Here is a 15,131-nt window from a genome sequence, read left to right as displayed (position 1 = left end):
GATGACCCAGCACGCCGCCCTCGACACCAATGCCCACCGCGAGCTGCGCATCGATCCGCGCGCGGGCGCGGCGCGCGGCGACGCGGTGATGGCGACGCTGACGGTGCCGAGCGAGTTCCGCCAGGTGCAGGCGCATTATCCGATCCTCTTCCGCCGCGAAAATCCGCAGGACCCGTTCATCGCGGTCGCGCTCTTCGGCTTCGAGAATGGCGAAAATCTCTTCCTCGACGGCGAGCACTGGGACGCGCGTTATCGCCCGCTGTCGATCGCGATCCAGCCCTTCCTCGTCGGCCGCCCGGCGAGCGGCGACGGGCCGGGGCAGGTGCATATCGACCTCGCTCACCCGCGCATCGCGGCGGGCGGCGAGGGCATCCGCCTTTTCGACGCCGACGGACAGGCGACGCCTTACCTCGAAGACATCGCCGAAAAGCTCGGCGCGCTCGACGAGGGCTATCGCGCGAGCCCCGCCTTCTTCGCCGCACTCGCCGACCATGACCTGCTCGAACCCTTCACGCTCGAGGTCACGCTCGACGACGGCTCGGTCAATTCGCTCGTCGGCTTCCACATCATCGACGAAGCCAAGCTTCGCGCGCTCGATCCCGACACGCTCGGCAAGCTCCACGCCGAAGGCCATCTGATGCCGATCTTCATGGCGCTCGCCTCGCTATCGCAGCTCGCCGGGCTCGTCGACCGCCGCAATGCGAAGCTCGGCCATGGCTGAGCGCGACGGCGCCATCTATCCGCGGCTCGCCACGGTGGCCGAGCGCGCATACGATAAGGGGGAAGGGCTCGACGCGTTGCTCTCGGGCGCGCGCGAGCCCTTTATCCTGCGCGGCCTCGTCGCCGACTGGCCGCTGGTGCAGGCGGGCCTGCGCAGCGCGCGCGCGGCGCGGCAGCACCTCCTCGATCACGCGCGCGATCGCCCCTTCACCGTCTCGATCGGCGCGCCGGGGCACGACGGGCGGCTCTTCTACGACGCCGGCATGGCAATGAATTTCCGCACCGGTACCGGCAAGCTGCCCGACATCTTCGCGGGGATCGACACCGCCGAGGAGCGCGGCGAGGACCGCACCGTCTATCTCGCCTCGATCGACATTCCCGCGCATTTCGACGGGCTCGACGCCGCCAACCCGCTCGACCTTGGGCACCGAAATCCGCTCAAGAGCATCTGGATCGGCACGAAGACGCGCATCGCCGCGCACAACGACTTCCCCGACAATCTCGCCTGCTGCGCGGCGGGCCGCCGCCGCTTCACGCTCTTCCCGCCGGGCCAGTACAAGAACCTCTACCTCGGCCCGATCGACAACACCCCCGCGGGGCGCGCGGTGAGCATGGTCGATTTCGACGCCCCCGACCTCGCCGCCTACCCGCGCTTCGCCGAGGCGATGGCGGCGGCGCAGGTCGCCGAGCTCGAACCCGGCGACGCGCTCTTCATCCCGTCGATGTGGTGGCACCATGTCGAGGGGCTCGATCCCTTCAACATCCTCGTCAATTACTGGTGGCGCGACACCCCGGCCTTCCTCGGCCAGCCGCAGGAGGCGCTCAACCACGCGATCCTCGCGATCCGCGACCTGCCCGACGAGGACAAGGCGATCTGGCGCGCCCTCTTCGACCATTATGTGTTCGCGAATGACGCCAGCGTCACCGACCATATCCCCGAGGGTGCCCGCAGCGTCCTCGCCCCGCTCACCCCCGAAAGCGCCGGACGCCTCCGCGCTTTCCTCTTGAGGACGCTCAGCCGATGACCCAGCCCATCCAGCGGATCGTGATCGCGGGCGGCGGCACCGCCGGCTGGATGGCCGCCGCGGCGATCGCGCGCACCATGGGCCGCGCGGTCAGCGTGACGCTGGTGGAATCGGAGGCGATCGGCACGATCGGCGTCGGCGAGAGCACCATTCCGCCGCTCGTCAATTTCAACCGGCTGCTCGGCATCAACGAGGCCGATTTCATGCGCGCGACGCAGGCGACCTTCAAGCTCGGCATCCTCTTCGACAACTGGAAGGAAGAGGGGCACCGCTATTTCCACAGCTTCGGGCTTACCGGCAAGGACCACTGGTCGGCGGGCTTTCAGCATTTCTGGCTGCACGGGCGCACTCGCGGCCATGAGCAGAGCTACGACGATTATTGCATGGAGCTCGTCGCCGCGATGGCGGGCAAGTTCGCCCACCTGCCCAACGACGGCACCAACTACGCCTATCAGCTCGATTCGGGCCTCTACGCGCGCTTCCTGCGCCAGATGGCCGAGGGCGATGGCACCGTCCGGATCGAGGGCAGGATCGGCCATGTCGAGCTCGATCCGGCAAGCGGCGACATCGCCGCGCTGATCCTCGACGGCGAGCGCCGCGTCGAGGGTGACCTCTTCCTCGACTGCACCGGCTTTCGCGCGCTGCTGATCGAGGGCGCGCTCCACGCGGGGTTCGAGGACTGGACGCACTGGCTGCCCTGCGACAGCGCGATCGCGCTCCAGACCCCGAACATCCGCCCGCCCGTCCCCTATACGCGCGCGATGGCGCACGACGCGGGCTGGCAGTGGCGCATCCCGCTCCAGCACCGCACCGGCAACGGCCTCGTCTATTGCAGCCGCTACCTCGGCCGCGACGAAGCGCTCGAACGGCTGCTCGGCAATGTCGAGGGCGAGGTGTTGACCGAGCCCAATTTCCTGCGCTTCACCACCGGCATCCGCCGCCGCCAATGGGTGCGCAACTGCGTCGCGGTCGGCCTCTCCGGGGGGTTCATGGAGCCGCTGGAGTCCACCAGCATCCACCTCATCCAGCGCAGCGTGCTGCGCTTCATCCGCATGCTGCCGCTCGGCCGCCCCAGCGCGCGCGACATCGCCGAATATGAGGAACAGCAGCTGCAGGACAATCTGCAGATCCGCGATTTCCTGATCCTCCACTACAAAGCCACCAATCGCCGCGACAGCGCCTTCTGGCGCCAGTGCGCCGACATGGAAATCCCCGACAGCCTCGCGCAGAAGATCGAATTGTTCCGCGAAACCGGCCGCGTCTTCCGCAAGAATGAGGAGCTTTTCGCCGAGAACAGCTGGGTGCAGGTGATGATGGGGCAGGGGATCGAGCCGCAAAGCTATCACCCCGTCACGACCAAGCTCAGCGACGACGAACTCGACCGCCTGCTCGGCATGATCCGCCAGCAGGTCGCCGATACCGTCGCCAAGCTCCCCGATCACCACGCCTATGTCGCGCGCTATTGCGGCGCCGACGTCCCGCAAGCCGCATGAGGACCGCGCTCGCCCTGCTGCTCGCGGCGGCGGCCGCGACCCCCGCGGCGGCGTCCGACGGCTGGCAGCTCGTCTGGTCCGACGACTTCGACGGAACAGAAATCGACCGGTCGAAATGGGATTTCGACGTCGACTGCTGGGGCGGCGGCAACAACGAACGCCAATGCTACACCGACCGCAAGGCTAATGCCGCGATCAAGGACGGCAAGCTGATCATCACCGCGCGCAAGGAAGCGGCAAGCGGCCCCGCCTTCCCGCTGGCGCAGCGCGGCGACCCCGCCAAGGCCAACGCCCGCGCCACGAAGGAATACAGCTCCGCCCGCCTCGTCACCCGCGGCAAGGCGGCATGGACCTATGGCAAGGTCGAGGTGCGCGCCAGGCTGCCGCAGGGGCAGGGCACCTGGCCCGCGATCTGGATGCTGCCCGAGGACCATCATTACGGCACCTGGGCCGCCTCGGGCGAGATCGACATCCTCGAGGCGGTGAACCTCGGCGCGAAGTGCAAGGAGTGCCCCGGCGGGATCGAGAACCGCATCCTCGGCACGCTCCACTCGGGCGGGCAATGGCCCGCGAACAAGCATAAGGGCGACGAGACGGTGCTGCCCGCGCCGATCGACGATTTCCATGTCTTCGGCATAGTCTGGGAAGCCGGGCGCATCAGCTGGACGATCGACGGCAAGGTCTATGCCGTCCAGAAGGCGGGCGACTGGAGCACAACCGGTTCGAAAGACCCTAACGCGCCCTTCGACCGCCCCTTCCACCTGCTGCTCAACCTCGCGGTCGGTGGCGGGCTCGCCGAAAGCCGCACCGAAAAGGGCGTCGACGGCCGCGGCTATCCCAAAAGCTTCGAGGTCGACTGGGTTCGCGTCTGGCAATGCGGCGAAGATGCGGCTAGCAGGGCCGCCTGTTCGGCGAGTGGGGACCAGGCACGATAATGGGACGTCGGCGGCAGTCGGTGACGATCAAGCATGTGGCGGCCGACGCGGGGGTGTCGCTGCAGACGGTGAGCCGCGTCATCAACGACGAGCCCAATGTCCGCCCCGAGATGAAGGAACGCGTCCAGGCGTCGATCGACAAGCTGGGTTATGTCCCCTCGATCGCGGCGCAGCGGATGAGTGGGTCGCGCTCCTACCTCATCCTCGCGATCAACGACCGCGAACGCACGATCGCCGACTGGAACGCGCGCGAGGGCACCGACTGGGTCGACCAGATGCTGTTCGGCGGCATGCTCAAATGCGCCGAGCTCGGTTACCGCATGATCTTCGAGCTGGTCGACACGCACAACGACCATGTCGAGCGCGAGCTGCGCGCGATCATCGCCGCGCTCCAGCCCGACGGCGTGATCCTGACCCCGCCGCACTCGGACAATCCGCTGATCGTCGATCTGCTGCACGGCCAGCGCATCCCCTTTGCGCGCATCGGCTCGCACGGCGGCGATGCCGGCATCGCGCTGACGATGGACGACGAGGGCTCGGCGGCGCGCGCGACGCGGCACCTGATCGACCTCGGCCACACGCGCATCGGCTTCATCTCGGGCTCGGTCGAATATGACCTCAGCCACTGGCGCATCGACGGCTGGCGCGCCGAGATGGAGGCGGCGGGCCTGCCGACCGACGATTTGCTCGCCGAGGGCGATTTCAGCGCGGCGTCGGGCGCGGTCGCGGCGCAGCAATTGCTGGGGCTCGCCAATCCACCGACCGCGATCATCGCGAGCAACGACCAGATGTCGCTCGCGACCTTGGCGGTCGCGCAGGAGCGCGGGCTCGACGTGCCGCGCGACCTGTCGCTCGTCAGCTTCGACAACACCCCGATCGTCCGCTTCACCCCGCCGGGGCTCACCGCGGTCGACCAGCCGATCGCCGCGACGGTATCGCGCGCGGTCGAGCTCATCATCGCGGCGCAGCGCGGCGCGCCGCGCCCGACCGAGCCGACGGTGGTCGAGGGCAGCCTGATCGAGCGCGGCTCGACCGCGGCGCCCGCGCGTGATGGCTGAGGCGTCCGAGCCCCGCCAGTCGACCCGCTTCCTGCTGCTCTACGCGCTCGCCGCGGCGGGCGGCGCGATCGCCTATGTGCCCTTCCTGACGATCCTGCTCCCCGTGCGGATGACCGCGCTCGCGGGGCACGGCGACATCCAGGCGCTGGGTTACGTGACCTTCTTCGGCGCGATCGCCGCCAGCACCGGCGGGGTGCTCTTCGGCTGGCTCAGCGACCGTACGCAAAACCGGCGCAGCTGGATCGTCGCCGGGCTGATCCTGACGATCGCGCTGCTCCTCGCGGTGCCGCTGGCAGAGGATGTGCCGACCTTGATCGCGATCATCGTCGGTTGGCAGCTCGCGCTCAACATGATGCTCGGGCCGCTCGCCGCCTGGGGCGGCGACCTGGTGCCCGACCATCAGAAGGGGCTGCTCGGCGGGCTGCTCGCCTTCTCGCCCGCGCTCGGCGCGATATCGTGCGCCTTCGTCACCATCCCCGGCCTCGCCGACGCCGACGGCCGCCTCGTGCTCGTCGGCCTGCTCGTCGCCGGCGCGGTGCTCCCCGTGCTGCTCTTCGGCCGCCCGCGCCCTTTTCCTGAGCTCTCGGTCCCCAGCAGCCACGAAGCGCCAGCGCGCCCGCCCACGATCGTCGCGCGCATGTGGTTTGCCCGCCTGCTCGTCCAGATCGCCGAAGCCGCGCTTTTCGCTTACCTCTTCTTCTGGTTCCGCTCGATCGAGCCCGCGATCACCGACAGCGAAACCGCCCGGCTTTTCAGCCTCGTCCTGACCGTCGCGGTCCCCCTCGCGCTCCTCGCCGGCCGCTGGGCCGACCGCACCGGGCGCCCGATCCTGCCACTGGTGATCTGCGTGACGATCCTCAGCCTCGGCCTCGCCGCGATGGCCATGTCGGAAACGCTCTTCGCTGCAAAGGCGAGCTATGTCGTCTTCGGCATCGCCGCGACCATCTTCCTCTCGCTCCACAGCGGCCAGACCCTGCGCATCCTGCCGCGTGCCGAGCATCGCGCGCGCGACCTCGGTCTGTTCAACCTCACCAACACCGTGCCGTCGCTGATCATGCCCTGGCTCACCATCTCGCTCGTCCCCGGCTTCGGCTTCGACGCGCTGTTCCTGCTGCTCGCGGGGCTCGCAAGCGTCGCGGTGCTCCTCCTCGCGACGATGCCGCGGCTGCGCTGATGCAATCCGAATAGCGCGCTTGATTTCCTTCGCTTGCTATGCGAGAGCGTCACTTGATAACGTTCACATATAGAGGGATGGGAGAGACGATGCGGCGTTCCGCACTTGCCATGACGACGGCGCTTTTGCTGGCGGGAACTGCGACCAATGTGGCTTCGCAGCCCGCGGACACCGGTGCCGCAAGCGTCCATCCCGACCTCTGGCCCGCCGCGAAGAGCCCCGCGACGATCACCGACGCCGCGACCGAAAAGCGCATCGATGCACTGCTCGCAAAAATGACCGTCGAGCAGAAGGTCGGCCAGCTGATCCAGGGCGATATCAGCACGATCACCCCCAAGGATCTCGAAACCTATCCGCTCGGCTCGATCCTCGCCGGCGGCAACAGCGGCCCGAACGGCAACGAACGTTCGAGCGCCGCCGACTGGGCGAAGCTCGTCGGCGAATTCCGCGCGGTCTCGATGAAACGCCAAGCGAACGGCGTCGCGATCCCGATCATCTTCGGCGTCGACGCCGTCCACGGCCACAACAATGTCCCCGGCGCGACGCTCTTCCCGCACAATATCGGCCTCGGCGCCGCGCACGATCCCGAACTGATCCAGCGTATCGGTGCCGTCACCGCCGCCGAGATCGCGGGCAGCGGAATCGAATGGACCTTCGCCCCGACGCTCGCGGCGCCGCAGGACCTCCGCTGGGGCCGCAGCTACGAAGGCTATGCCGCCGACCCCAAGCTGATCGCCGACTATGCCAAGGCGATGGTGATCGGGCTGCAGGGCCCGCTCGCGTCGGGCAAGAGCGTCGGCCCCGCGCATGTCGCCGCGACCGCCAAGCATTTCCTCGCCGACGGCGGCACCTTCGAAGGCAAGGACCAGGGCGACGCGAAGATCGACGAGAAGGAACTGATCGCGAAGCATGCGATGGGCTATCCCGCCGCAATCGACGCCGGCGCGCTCACCGTGATGGCCAGCTTCTCGGGCTGGCAGGGGGTCAAGCACCATGGCAACAAGGGTTTGCTGACCGACGCGCTCAAAAATAAGATGGGCTTCGAGGGCTTCGTCGTCGGCGACTGGAACGGCCATGGCCAGGTCGCGGGATGCAGCGTCACCGACTGCGCCCAGTCGATCAACGCGGGGCTCGACATGTTCATGGCGCCCGACAGCTGGAAGGGCCTCTACGACACCACGGTCAGACAGGCGAAGGACGGCACCATCTCGCAGGCGCGCCTCGACGATGCGGTGCGCCGCATCCTGCGCGTGAAATACAAGCTCGGCCTGTTCCCCGAGGGCCATGTCGACCGCAGCATAGTCAAGGCGCTCGGCACCCCCGACCATCTCGCCGTCGCGCGCGAAGCGGTCGCCAAGTCACTCGTATTGCTCAAGAACAATGGCAGCCTGCTGCCGATCAAGCCCGGCGCGCGGGTGCTCGTCACGGGCCCCGGCGCCGACAATATGGCGATGCAGTCGGGCGGCTGGACGATCAGCTGGCAGGGCACCGACGTCGTGCGCGGCGATTTCCCCAACGGCCAGACGATCTGGGAAGGCCTCGACAAGGCGGTGCGCGATGCGGGCGGCGTGGCGACGCTGTCCGACGGCGGCGCCTACAAGGAAAAGCCCGACGTCGCGATCGTCGTCTTCGGCGAGGCGCCTTATGCCGAGTTCCAGGGCGACGTGCCGACGCTCGATTATCAGCCCAATGACGCGACCGATCTGGCGACGCTCAAGAAATTGAAGGCCGCGGGCATCCCCGTGGTCGCGCTCTTCCTCTCGGGGCGCCCGATGTTCACCAGCCCCGAGATCAATGCCGCCGACGCCTTTGTCGCGGGCTGGCTGCCCGGCTCGCAGGGCGCGGGCGTCGCCGACGTGCTCGTCGCGGGCAAGGACGGTAAGACCGCGCGCCCCTTCACCGGCACTTTGCCCTTCGCCTGGCCCGCCGACGCGCGCTCGCCGGTCGAAAAGCCGCTTTTCGCCACGGGCTACGGCCTCAAATATGGCGAGAGCAAGCCCGTCGGCCCGCTGTCCGAGGAACTCGGCATCGACATCGCACAGGCGCTCAATGTCGAGACCTATTTCGCCGGCGGACGCGCGCGCGCGCCCTGGGCGCTCACCGTCACCGACGCGGGCGGCGCGCGCCCGGTCGATTCCGCGCCGGTGACCAGCCCCGGCGGGCTGATCGCGGCGCGTTCGGTCGATGTGAAGGCGCAGGAGGACGGCAAGAGCTTCACCTGGACCGGTCCCGCCTCCTTCCACCTCTCGGGGCCTTACGCCGACCTCTCGCGCCAGCTCAACAACAGCTTTGCCCTCCGCGTCGAATGGCGCGTCGACGCGCTCGGCACCGGCCCGGTCACCGTCGCACTCGGCGGGCAGGCGTTCGACGTTTCCGACTGGGTCAAGGCGGCGCCGAAGGGGCAGGTGAGTTCGTTCCGCATCCCGCTGCGCTGCTTCGCCGACGCGGGCGCGAACCTCCAGAAGCTCGACTATGCGCTCAGCGTCAGCGCCGACAAGGGCTTCGCCGCGACGCTGCTGCATACGAATGTTCAGGCGGTCGGCGAGAATCTGCCTTGCCCGCCCAAGGCAAAATGACGACACAACGGCATAAATAACAAAGGTCGGGGAGAGAGACATGGCATTGGCGCCGGATATCACGAGCAGCGATCCGGTGGCGAGCGAGGGCGGCGGCGGGCATGTGGATGCCCCCGAGCTGCGCCTGTTCGTCATGGGGCTCTTCTTCATCTTCGGTGGCATCACCAGCCTCAACGACGTGATCATTCCCAAGCTCAAAGAGCTGTTCACGCTGAACTATACCCAGGCGATGCTGGTGCAATTCTGCTTCTTCGCCGCCTATCTGTTGATCGGCATTCCGGGCGCGAAGCTGGTCAAGAAGATCGGCTATATGCGCGGCGCGGTCGCGGGGCTGCTGACGATGATGGTCGGCTGCCTGCTTTTCATCCCGGCGTCGCAAAATGCCGTCTACGAGCTCTTCCTGCTCGCACTCTTCGTGCTCGCGAGCGGCGTCGTGATCGTCCAGGTCGTCGCGAACCCGCTGATCTCGCTGCTCGGCAAGCCCGAAACCGCGCACAGCCGCCTGACCTTTGCCCAGGCGTTCAATTCGCTCGGCACGACGGTGTTCCCGATCGTCGGCTCGATCCTGATCCTCGGCAGCCTCGCGGCGGTCACCGCCGACCAGCTGTCGGGCGCCGAGCTCGACGCCTATCGGATCGCCGAGAGCAAGGCGATCATGCACGGCTATCTCGGCATCGCCGTCGCGCTGGTCGTCGTGGCGGCGATCGTCTGGGCATTCCGCAATAAATTGCCGCATGACGCGGCGAGCATGGCGGGCGGCGAGCTGGTTCGCGCGCCGCGCTATGCCGCCGGCCTTGCGCTGATTATCGCGGGGGCGGTGGCCGCGACGCAGGGTTATGCGGTCATTGGCGTATTGACGATCCTGCTCGCGCCTGCGGTCTGGCTCTATGACAACGACCTGCTCACCCGCACGCGCTTCAGCTTCGGCGCGCTCTGCATCTTCCTCTACGTCGGGGCAGAGGTGTCGATCGGCTCGCTGATCGTCAATTATCTGATGCAGCCCGGTGTGATGGGGCTCGAGGAACAGGCCGCGGGCAAGCTGATCGGCTTCTATTGGGGCGGCGCGATGGTCGGCCGCTTCATCGGATCGGCGCTGATGCGCGTCGTCAGCCCGGGCAAGCTGCTCGCCCTCGTCGCGCTCGGCGCGATCACGCTGATCCTCGTCTCGACGAACACGACCGGCGTCGTGTCGGGCTACAGCCTGCTGGCGATCGGCCTGATGAACTCGATCATGTTCCCGACGATCTTCAGCCTCGCCTGCGAAAAGCTCGGCACGCGCGCGGCCGACGGGTCGGGGATCATCAACGTCGCGATCTTCGGCGGTGCGGTGGTGCCGGTGGTGACCGGCGCGATCGCCGATGCCAGCGGCAGCCTCGCGACGGCGATGCTGCTCCCCGCCGCCTGTTACGCGGTCATCGCGGGCTTCGGCTATTACGCGCGGCGCCCCGCCGTCTAGGCGGCGGCGCTCCGCGCGATCGATGCATTCCAGCGCGTGAAGAGCAGCGCCGCGAACAGCAGTTCGGCAGCGCCCACCACCAGCGTGACATGCACGGGCAGCAGGTCGGGCCTGATCGCAAAGGCAGTGCCGATCGCGAACAGCACCGCGCCGAGCGCCCAATAGAGCCGCTCGCCATACATGGTCGCGAAGCTCAGGTAGCGCGCGCCGATGACGAGCGCGAACGCGGCAAAGGCGAAGCTTTCCGACACCGGCATCAGCCCCCAGGCGATCAGCAGTCCGGCGAACAGCGGCAGCACCGCCTCGAACCCCAGCAGGGTCAGCGGATTGCCCTTGCTCACCTTGGGCGCGCGGAACAGCCGCGCGATCAGCAGCGCCAGCGGCATGATCAGCATGCCGCCGATAAAGAGCGTGAAAAAGGCATAGAGCCCGCCCCAGACATACCAGGCCGCATCGGCCGCGAGCCACGCCAGCCCCGACGCGAAGACGCCCGGCGCACCGCCCTGATAAGCCGCGCGAAATTCTGCCTGCGCGTGCTGGATATCGATGACCGCCTCCTGTGCCGGGTTCCTTGGCGGCTTGTGCGGGTCCGCCGCGCGCCTGTCCAGCCGGAAATCAGCCGAGCCGCTCGACCAGCATCGCAGCACCAACCCCCATCGCCCCGGTCAGCACGACGAGCCCATGGCGCCCGCCGCAGGCATCGAGCGCATCGAGCAGCGACGAGGTCAGGATCGCCCCGCTCGCGCCCATCGGATGCCCCTTGGCGAGGTGCCCGCCACCGACGTTGACGCGCGCCGGGTCGGCGCTCCGGTCGCGCAGGAATTTGGCGATGGTGACGGCGAAGGCCTCCATGAACTCGATCCGGTCGATTTCGGCGAGCGACAGCCCCGACCGCGCGAGCACTTTGTCCATCGCGGCAAAGCCCGCAGTCAGCGACGCCGTCGGATCGCCGCCGCTCTCGGCAAAGGCGACGACGCGCGCACGCGGCTTCGGCCCGAGCCCTGCACCGCCGACCAGCGCCAGCCCGGCACCGTCGCAGATCGGCGGCGCGTGGGCGACCGCGTGCAAGGGCTCGAACGTCGCGCCCTCGAGCGCGCCCGCATATTGCGCCTGCAATTCGCCGAACGCCGCGGGCGCGGCGGCGAGGGTCTCCGCCGTCGTCTGCGGCCTGATGCATTGCTCGCCGGTCAGCGCGCCGGTGGCGATGCGCGAGGCTTGCAGCAGAGCGTCACCCTCCGCCGCCGCCGCTTTCTGCTGCGAGGCGAGGGCGACGGCGTCGAGTTCGGCGCGGGTGATGCCTTCGGCATGCGCTAGCCGGTCGGCCGCCAGCACCGGCGGCACGAAGCGCGCGCGCGGCGGCAATTCGTCGTTGGCATAGAAGGTCGCGCGGTCGCCGAGGAAGGGCGCCGAGCTCATCGACTCGACCCCGCCCGCCAGCGCGACGCTTATTTCGCCGCTCGCGACCTTCGCGACCGCCGCGCCGATCGCCGACAGCCCCGAGGCGCAATAATTGTTGATACTGTGCGCCGCACATCCGTCGGGCAGCCCCGCGTGCAGCTTCGCCAGCATCGCGATATGCCCGCCCTGCGTCCCGCTCTGCGTGACGCAGCCGAGGATCAGCGCCTCGGGCACAAAGTCGCCGCGGCGCGCCGCCAGCGCCGCGGCCTGCTGGCGCACCAGTTCCTGCGGGCTCAGGCTCGCGAGTCCGCCGTCGGGCCGCGCCTTGCCGCGCGGTGTCCGCACCGCGTCGTAGATATAGACGTCGGTCAAATCAGGTGCCGACGACGAAGCTGACCGCGGTCGTGGCGCTGCCGCCGACGTTGAAGGTCGCGAAATTCTTCGCGCCCTCGACCTGATAGTCGCCGGCGTTGCCCGTCACCTGCCGCCAGCCGTCGAGCAGCATCCGGACCCCGGTCGCGCCGACCGGATGCCCCAGCCCGATCAGCCCGCCCGACGGATTGACCGGCAGTCTGCCGCCCAAGGCAATCGTGCCATCCTCGACCGCGCGCCAGCTTTCGCCGGGCTTGGTGATCCCGAAATGGTCGATCGCCATATATTCGGTGATCGAGAAGCAGTCGTGCACCTCGACCCCGTCGCAGGCGTAGATGTCGGGCATCTCGGCGCGGCGGAGCGCATCCATCATCGCCTTGCGGACGCTCGGGAAGACATAGTCGCCGCCGCGGCTGTCCGCGACCTTCGTCGAATAGAGCAGGGGGGCAGTGGCGTGGCCCCAGCCCTTGATACGCGGAATGCTCTCCAGCGGAATCCCGCGGCGCTTGGCATAAGCTTCGGCGACCTCGCGCGAGGCGAGGAAGATGGCGGCGGCGCCGTCGGTGACCTGCCCGCAATCGGACTTGCGTAGCGAGCCTTCGATCAGCGGATTGACCTCGTCATTCTCGCCGAGATGTTCGTCGGTGATCGCCCACCCGCGCGTCTGCGAGTTCGGATTGCGCTTCGCATTGGCGAAATTATTCGCCGAAATGCCGCGCAGATAAGCGCGGTCGAGCCCGAAGCGCTCCTCATATTCCTCGGCAACGCGCGCGAACATATACGGCCAGAGGTACCGCGCCTCCTGCGCCTCGCGGCCGGCCCAGGCGGCGGCGCCGAGATATTCGGCGGCGCGCTGGCCGGGGACGTTGCGCATCAGCTCGATCCCGAGCACGAGCGCGAGGCCGTAGCGTTCGGCCTCGATCTCGGCGGCCGCGGCGAGGATCGCGATGCTGCCCGACGCGCAGGCCGCTTCGTGCCGCGACGCGGGAATGCCCGCGAGGTCGGGATGGACATGGCCGAAGAAGCCGCCGAGTTGGCCCTGTCCCGCGAACAATTCGCCGACGAAATTGCCGACATGCGCGGTCTCGACCTCTTTGGGTTCGATGCCCGTGGCAACGAACGCGGCTTCGGCCACATCGCGGAACAGCTCGAACAGCCCGCCGCCCTCGCGTTCGAGGTTGCGCGAAAAATCGGTCTGCGCGCCGCCGAGGATGAAGACGTCCTTTGCCATGTCAGGCTTCCTTTTCGAGAGTGGCGAGCGCCCGTTCGCGCACCTCGCTGCGCATCACCTTGTTGGTGACGTTGCGCGGCAGCGCGTCGAAGCGGAACAGGCGCTCGGGCAGTTTGAACACCGCGAGGTCGTGCCCGCGCAGATAGTCGGCGACCTCGCCGATCCCGACATCGTCCGCCCCGCGCGGCACATAGGCCAGGCCGATACGCTCGCCCATCGTCGGATCGGGGAGCGAGAAGGTGCAGGCCTCGGCGAGCAGCGGATGCCCGCCAAGCAACTGGTCGATCTCCTCGGGCGAGATGTTCACCCCGCCGCGGATGATCAGATCCTTGCAGCGCCCGACGAAGCGGTAGAAGTCGCCGCCCTCGGCGATCTCGAACAGGTCGCCGGTGCGGAACCAGCCGTCGCCGGTGAAGGCCTCGGCGGTGCGCTCGGGGGCGTTGTGGTAGCCCTCGAACAGCGTCGGCCCCCGGATTTGCAACTCGCCCGACACGCCGTCGGCCTCGATCGGATCGCCGCCGCCGGGCGCGACGAGCCGGCTTTCGATATTGGGCGCGCGCCCCTCGCCATAGGGGCGCTGGTACGTGCCGCGCCGCGGGAACAGGCTCGCGCGCTTGTCGGGGTCGGGCATGTCGCCCTCGCCGGTGATGAAGCTCATCCCCTCGTTCGACCCGAAGACATTGACGATGATGATGCCCAGCTTTTCCTGGAAACCGCGCACCATCGCGGGCGCGAGCGGCGCCGATCCCGATGCGATGACGCGCAGGCTGGAGAGGTCGACCGACGCAAGCAGCGCCTCATTCTGCAGCAGCATGTTGAGCACCGCGGGCGGCGCGATCGTCAGGCTCGGCCGCTCGGTCGCGATCTGCTTGAGGTAGATGCCGGGGTCGAAGGGGTGGTGCAGCACCATCGTCCCCGCGCTCGTCAGCCAGCACATGGTGATGCCGCCGATGCTCGCCATGTTGATCAGCGGGAAGGGGTTGAGCAGGACATCGCCCGGCCCGACCTTCATCGCCTCGTAACCCGCGCCCGCGACCGCGATCCAGTGATTGTGGCTGCGCGGCACGCCCTTGGGAACGCCGGTGGTGCCCGAGGTCCAGCAGATGGTGAAGATATCGTCGGCGTCGACGGGGCTCGCCGCGACATGGGCGGCGAGCGCATCGGCGTCGCCGGCGGCGGTCGAGAGATCGAGCGCTCCGGCGGGCGTATCGGGGCCGAAGGTCATCAACTGGATGCCATCGAGTAGGGGTGCCGCCACGCCGACATGGTCACAGCCCTTGACCTGCGTCGCGCAGACGAACGCCTTGGGTTCGACGACGCCGATCATGCCCTTCAGCTCATGGCTGCGATATTGCACCGCGGCGGGGCTGACGATCGCGCCGATCTTCGCCGCCGCGAAATAGAGCGCGACGAATTCGCTGATGTTCGGAAGCTGGACGAGCAGCACATCGTCCTTGCCGATCCCCGCCCCGACGAGCGCCCCCGCGAGCCGGTCGATCTCCGCCGCCAGTTCGGCATAGCTGAGCCGCCGCGACTCGCCGAAGGCGAAATCGCCGCGGTTGGGCGCATCGACCAGCGCGAGCCGCGCGGGATGCGCCGCCGCATTGGCTGCAAACAGGCTGGCGAAGGTCTCGTCGCCCCACCAGCCGCTCGCCCGATGTCGCCGCCGCTTTTCCTCGCCCGCGACGATCAT

General features: G+C 68.3%; 12 protein-coding genes. 8 read left to right on the top strand and 4 right to left on the bottom strand.

Features of this window, described 5'->3' with window-relative positions; genetic code table 11:
- Window position 1 precedes the first annotated feature (1 nt).
- The 8 genes from ATE62_RS13800 to ATE62_RS13765 all read left to right on the top strand — a co-directional run bounded on the left by ATE62_RS13800 (window position 2) and on the right by ATE62_RS13765 (window position 10,437).
- Window positions 2-721, top strand: a complete 720-nt coding sequence (locus tag ATE62_RS13800; protein ID WP_058806799.1) for a SapC family protein — start codon at window positions 2-4, stop codon at window positions 719-721.
- Window positions 714-1,745: a cupin-like domain-containing protein gene (locus ATE62_RS13795; RefSeq protein ID WP_058806798.1), complete on the top strand. Its 1,032-nt coding sequence runs from the start codon at window positions 714-716 to the stop codon at window positions 1,743-1,745. The genes ATE62_RS13800 and ATE62_RS13795 overlap by 8 nt, the downstream gene beginning before the upstream one ends.
- Window positions 1,742-3,238 carry a tryptophan halogenase family protein gene (locus ATE62_RS13790; protein ID WP_058806797.1) on the top strand — a complete coding sequence of 499 codons (1,497 nt, stop codon included), beginning with the start codon at window positions 1,742-1,744 and terminating at the stop codon, window positions 3,236-3,238. Before ATE62_RS13795 ends, ATE62_RS13790 begins: the two co-directional genes overlap by 4 nt.
- The gene (locus tag ATE62_RS13785) at window positions 3,235-4,173 is read left to right on the top strand and encodes a glycoside hydrolase family 16 protein (protein ID WP_058806796.1); all 939 of its coding nucleotides are present in this window, start codon (window positions 3,235-3,237) and stop codon (window positions 4,171-4,173) included. Before ATE62_RS13790 ends, ATE62_RS13785 begins: the two co-directional genes overlap by 4 nt.
- The gene (locus tag ATE62_RS13780) at window positions 4,173-5,231 is read left to right on the top strand and encodes a LacI family DNA-binding transcriptional regulator (protein WP_058806795.1); all 1,059 of its coding nucleotides are present in this window, start codon (window positions 4,173-4,175) and stop codon (window positions 5,229-5,231) included. The genes ATE62_RS13785 and ATE62_RS13780 overlap by 1 nt, the downstream gene beginning before the upstream one ends.
- Window positions 5,224-6,405 carry an MFS transporter gene (locus ATE62_RS13775; RefSeq protein ID WP_058806794.1) on the top strand — a complete coding sequence of 394 codons (1,182 nt, stop codon included), beginning with the start codon at window positions 5,224-5,226 and terminating at the stop codon, window positions 6,403-6,405. Before ATE62_RS13780 ends, ATE62_RS13775 begins: the two co-directional genes overlap by 8 nt.
- An 89-nt stretch (window positions 6,406-6,494) precedes the next feature.
- Window positions 6,495-8,981 (top strand): glycoside hydrolase family 3 protein, encoded by a 2,487-nt coding sequence (locus ATE62_RS13770; RefSeq protein ID WP_058806793.1) that lies wholly within the window; start codon window positions 6,495-6,497, stop codon window positions 8,979-8,981.
- A gap of 40 nt (window positions 8,982-9,021) precedes the next feature.
- Window positions 9,022-10,437 carry a sugar MFS transporter gene (locus ATE62_RS13765; protein ID WP_058806792.1) on the top strand — a complete coding sequence of 472 codons (1,416 nt, stop codon included), beginning with the start codon at window positions 9,022-9,024 and terminating at the stop codon, window positions 10,435-10,437.
- On the opposite strand, the gene ATE62_RS13760 is transcribed toward ATE62_RS13765, so the two are convergent.
- Genes ATE62_RS13760 through ATE62_RS13745 form a run of 4 tightly spaced genes read right to left on the bottom strand, consistent with a single transcriptional unit; the run spans window position 10,434 to window position 15,131 of the window.
- Window positions 10,434-11,084 (bottom strand): DUF7010 family protein, encoded by a 651-nt coding sequence (locus tag ATE62_RS13760; RefSeq protein ID WP_058806791.1) that lies wholly within the window; start codon window positions 11,082-11,084, stop codon window positions 10,434-10,436. The two genes, ATE62_RS13765 and ATE62_RS13760, sit on opposite strands and share 4 nt — an antisense overlap.
- Window positions 11,053-12,207: a beta-ketoacyl synthase N-terminal-like domain-containing protein gene (locus tag ATE62_RS13755; RefSeq protein WP_058806790.1), complete on the bottom strand. Its 1,155-nt coding sequence runs from the start codon at window positions 12,205-12,207 to the stop codon at window positions 11,053-11,055. Before ATE62_RS13755 ends, ATE62_RS13760 begins: the two co-directional genes overlap by 32 nt.
- 1 nt (window position 12,208) lies before the next feature.
- Complete coding sequence (locus ATE62_RS13750) at window positions 12,209-13,438, bottom strand: acetyl-CoA acetyltransferase (RefSeq protein WP_058806789.1); 1,230 nt, start codon at window positions 13,436-13,438, stop codon at window positions 12,209-12,211.
- 1 nt (window position 13,439) lies between these two features.
- A complete protein-coding gene (locus ATE62_RS13745; RefSeq protein ID WP_058806788.1) occupies window positions 13,440-15,131 on the bottom strand; it encodes a class I adenylate-forming enzyme family protein in 1,692 nt (563 codons plus the stop codon).

The organism is Sphingopyxis sp. HIX, assembly GCF_001468285.1.
Classification (GTDB): Bacteria; Pseudomonadota; Alphaproteobacteria; order Sphingomonadales; family Sphingomonadaceae; genus Sphingopyxis.
The sequence above is the reverse complement of the archived record's forward strand: the minus strand, read 5'-3'. Positions and strand labels throughout refer to the sequence as shown.

What these genes read in the sequence shown, in the direction of transcription:
- ATE62_RS13800 (WP_058806799.1), top strand. Translation starts at nt 2, where the DNA reads ATGACCCAGCACGCCGCCCTCGACACCAATGCCCACCGCGAGCTGCGC.
- ATE62_RS13795 (WP_058806798.1), top strand. Translation starts at nt 714, where the DNA reads ATGGCTGAGCGCGACGGCGCCATCTATCCGCGGCTCGCCACGGTGGCC.
- ATE62_RS13790 (WP_058806797.1), top strand. Translation starts at nt 1,742, where the DNA reads ATGACCCAGCCCATCCAGCGGATCGTGATCGCGGGCGGCGGCACCGCC.
- ATE62_RS13785 (WP_058806796.1), top strand. Translation starts at nt 3,235, where the DNA reads ATGAGGACCGCGCTCGCCCTGCTGCTCGCGGCGGCGGCCGCGACCCCC.
- ATE62_RS13780 (WP_058806795.1), top strand. Translation starts at nt 4,173, where the DNA reads ATGGGACGTCGGCGGCAGTCGGTGACGATCAAGCATGTGGCGGCCGAC.
- ATE62_RS13775 (WP_058806794.1), top strand. Translation starts at nt 5,224, where the DNA reads ATGGCTGAGGCGTCCGAGCCCCGCCAGTCGACCCGCTTCCTGCTGCTC.
- ATE62_RS13770 (WP_058806793.1), top strand. Translation starts at nt 6,495, where the DNA reads ATGCGGCGTTCCGCACTTGCCATGACGACGGCGCTTTTGCTGGCGGGA.
- ATE62_RS13765 (WP_058806792.1), top strand. Translation starts at nt 9,022, where the DNA reads ATGGCATTGGCGCCGGATATCACGAGCAGCGATCCGGTGGCGAGCGAG.
- ATE62_RS13750 (WP_058806789.1), bottom strand. Translation starts at nt 13,438, where the DNA reads ATGGCAAAGGACGTCTTCATCCTCGGCGGCGCGCAGACCGATTTTTCG.
- ATE62_RS13745 (WP_058806788.1), bottom strand. Translation starts at nt 15,131, where the DNA reads ATGATCGTCGCGGGCGAGGAAAAGCGGCGGCGACATCGGGCGAGCGGC.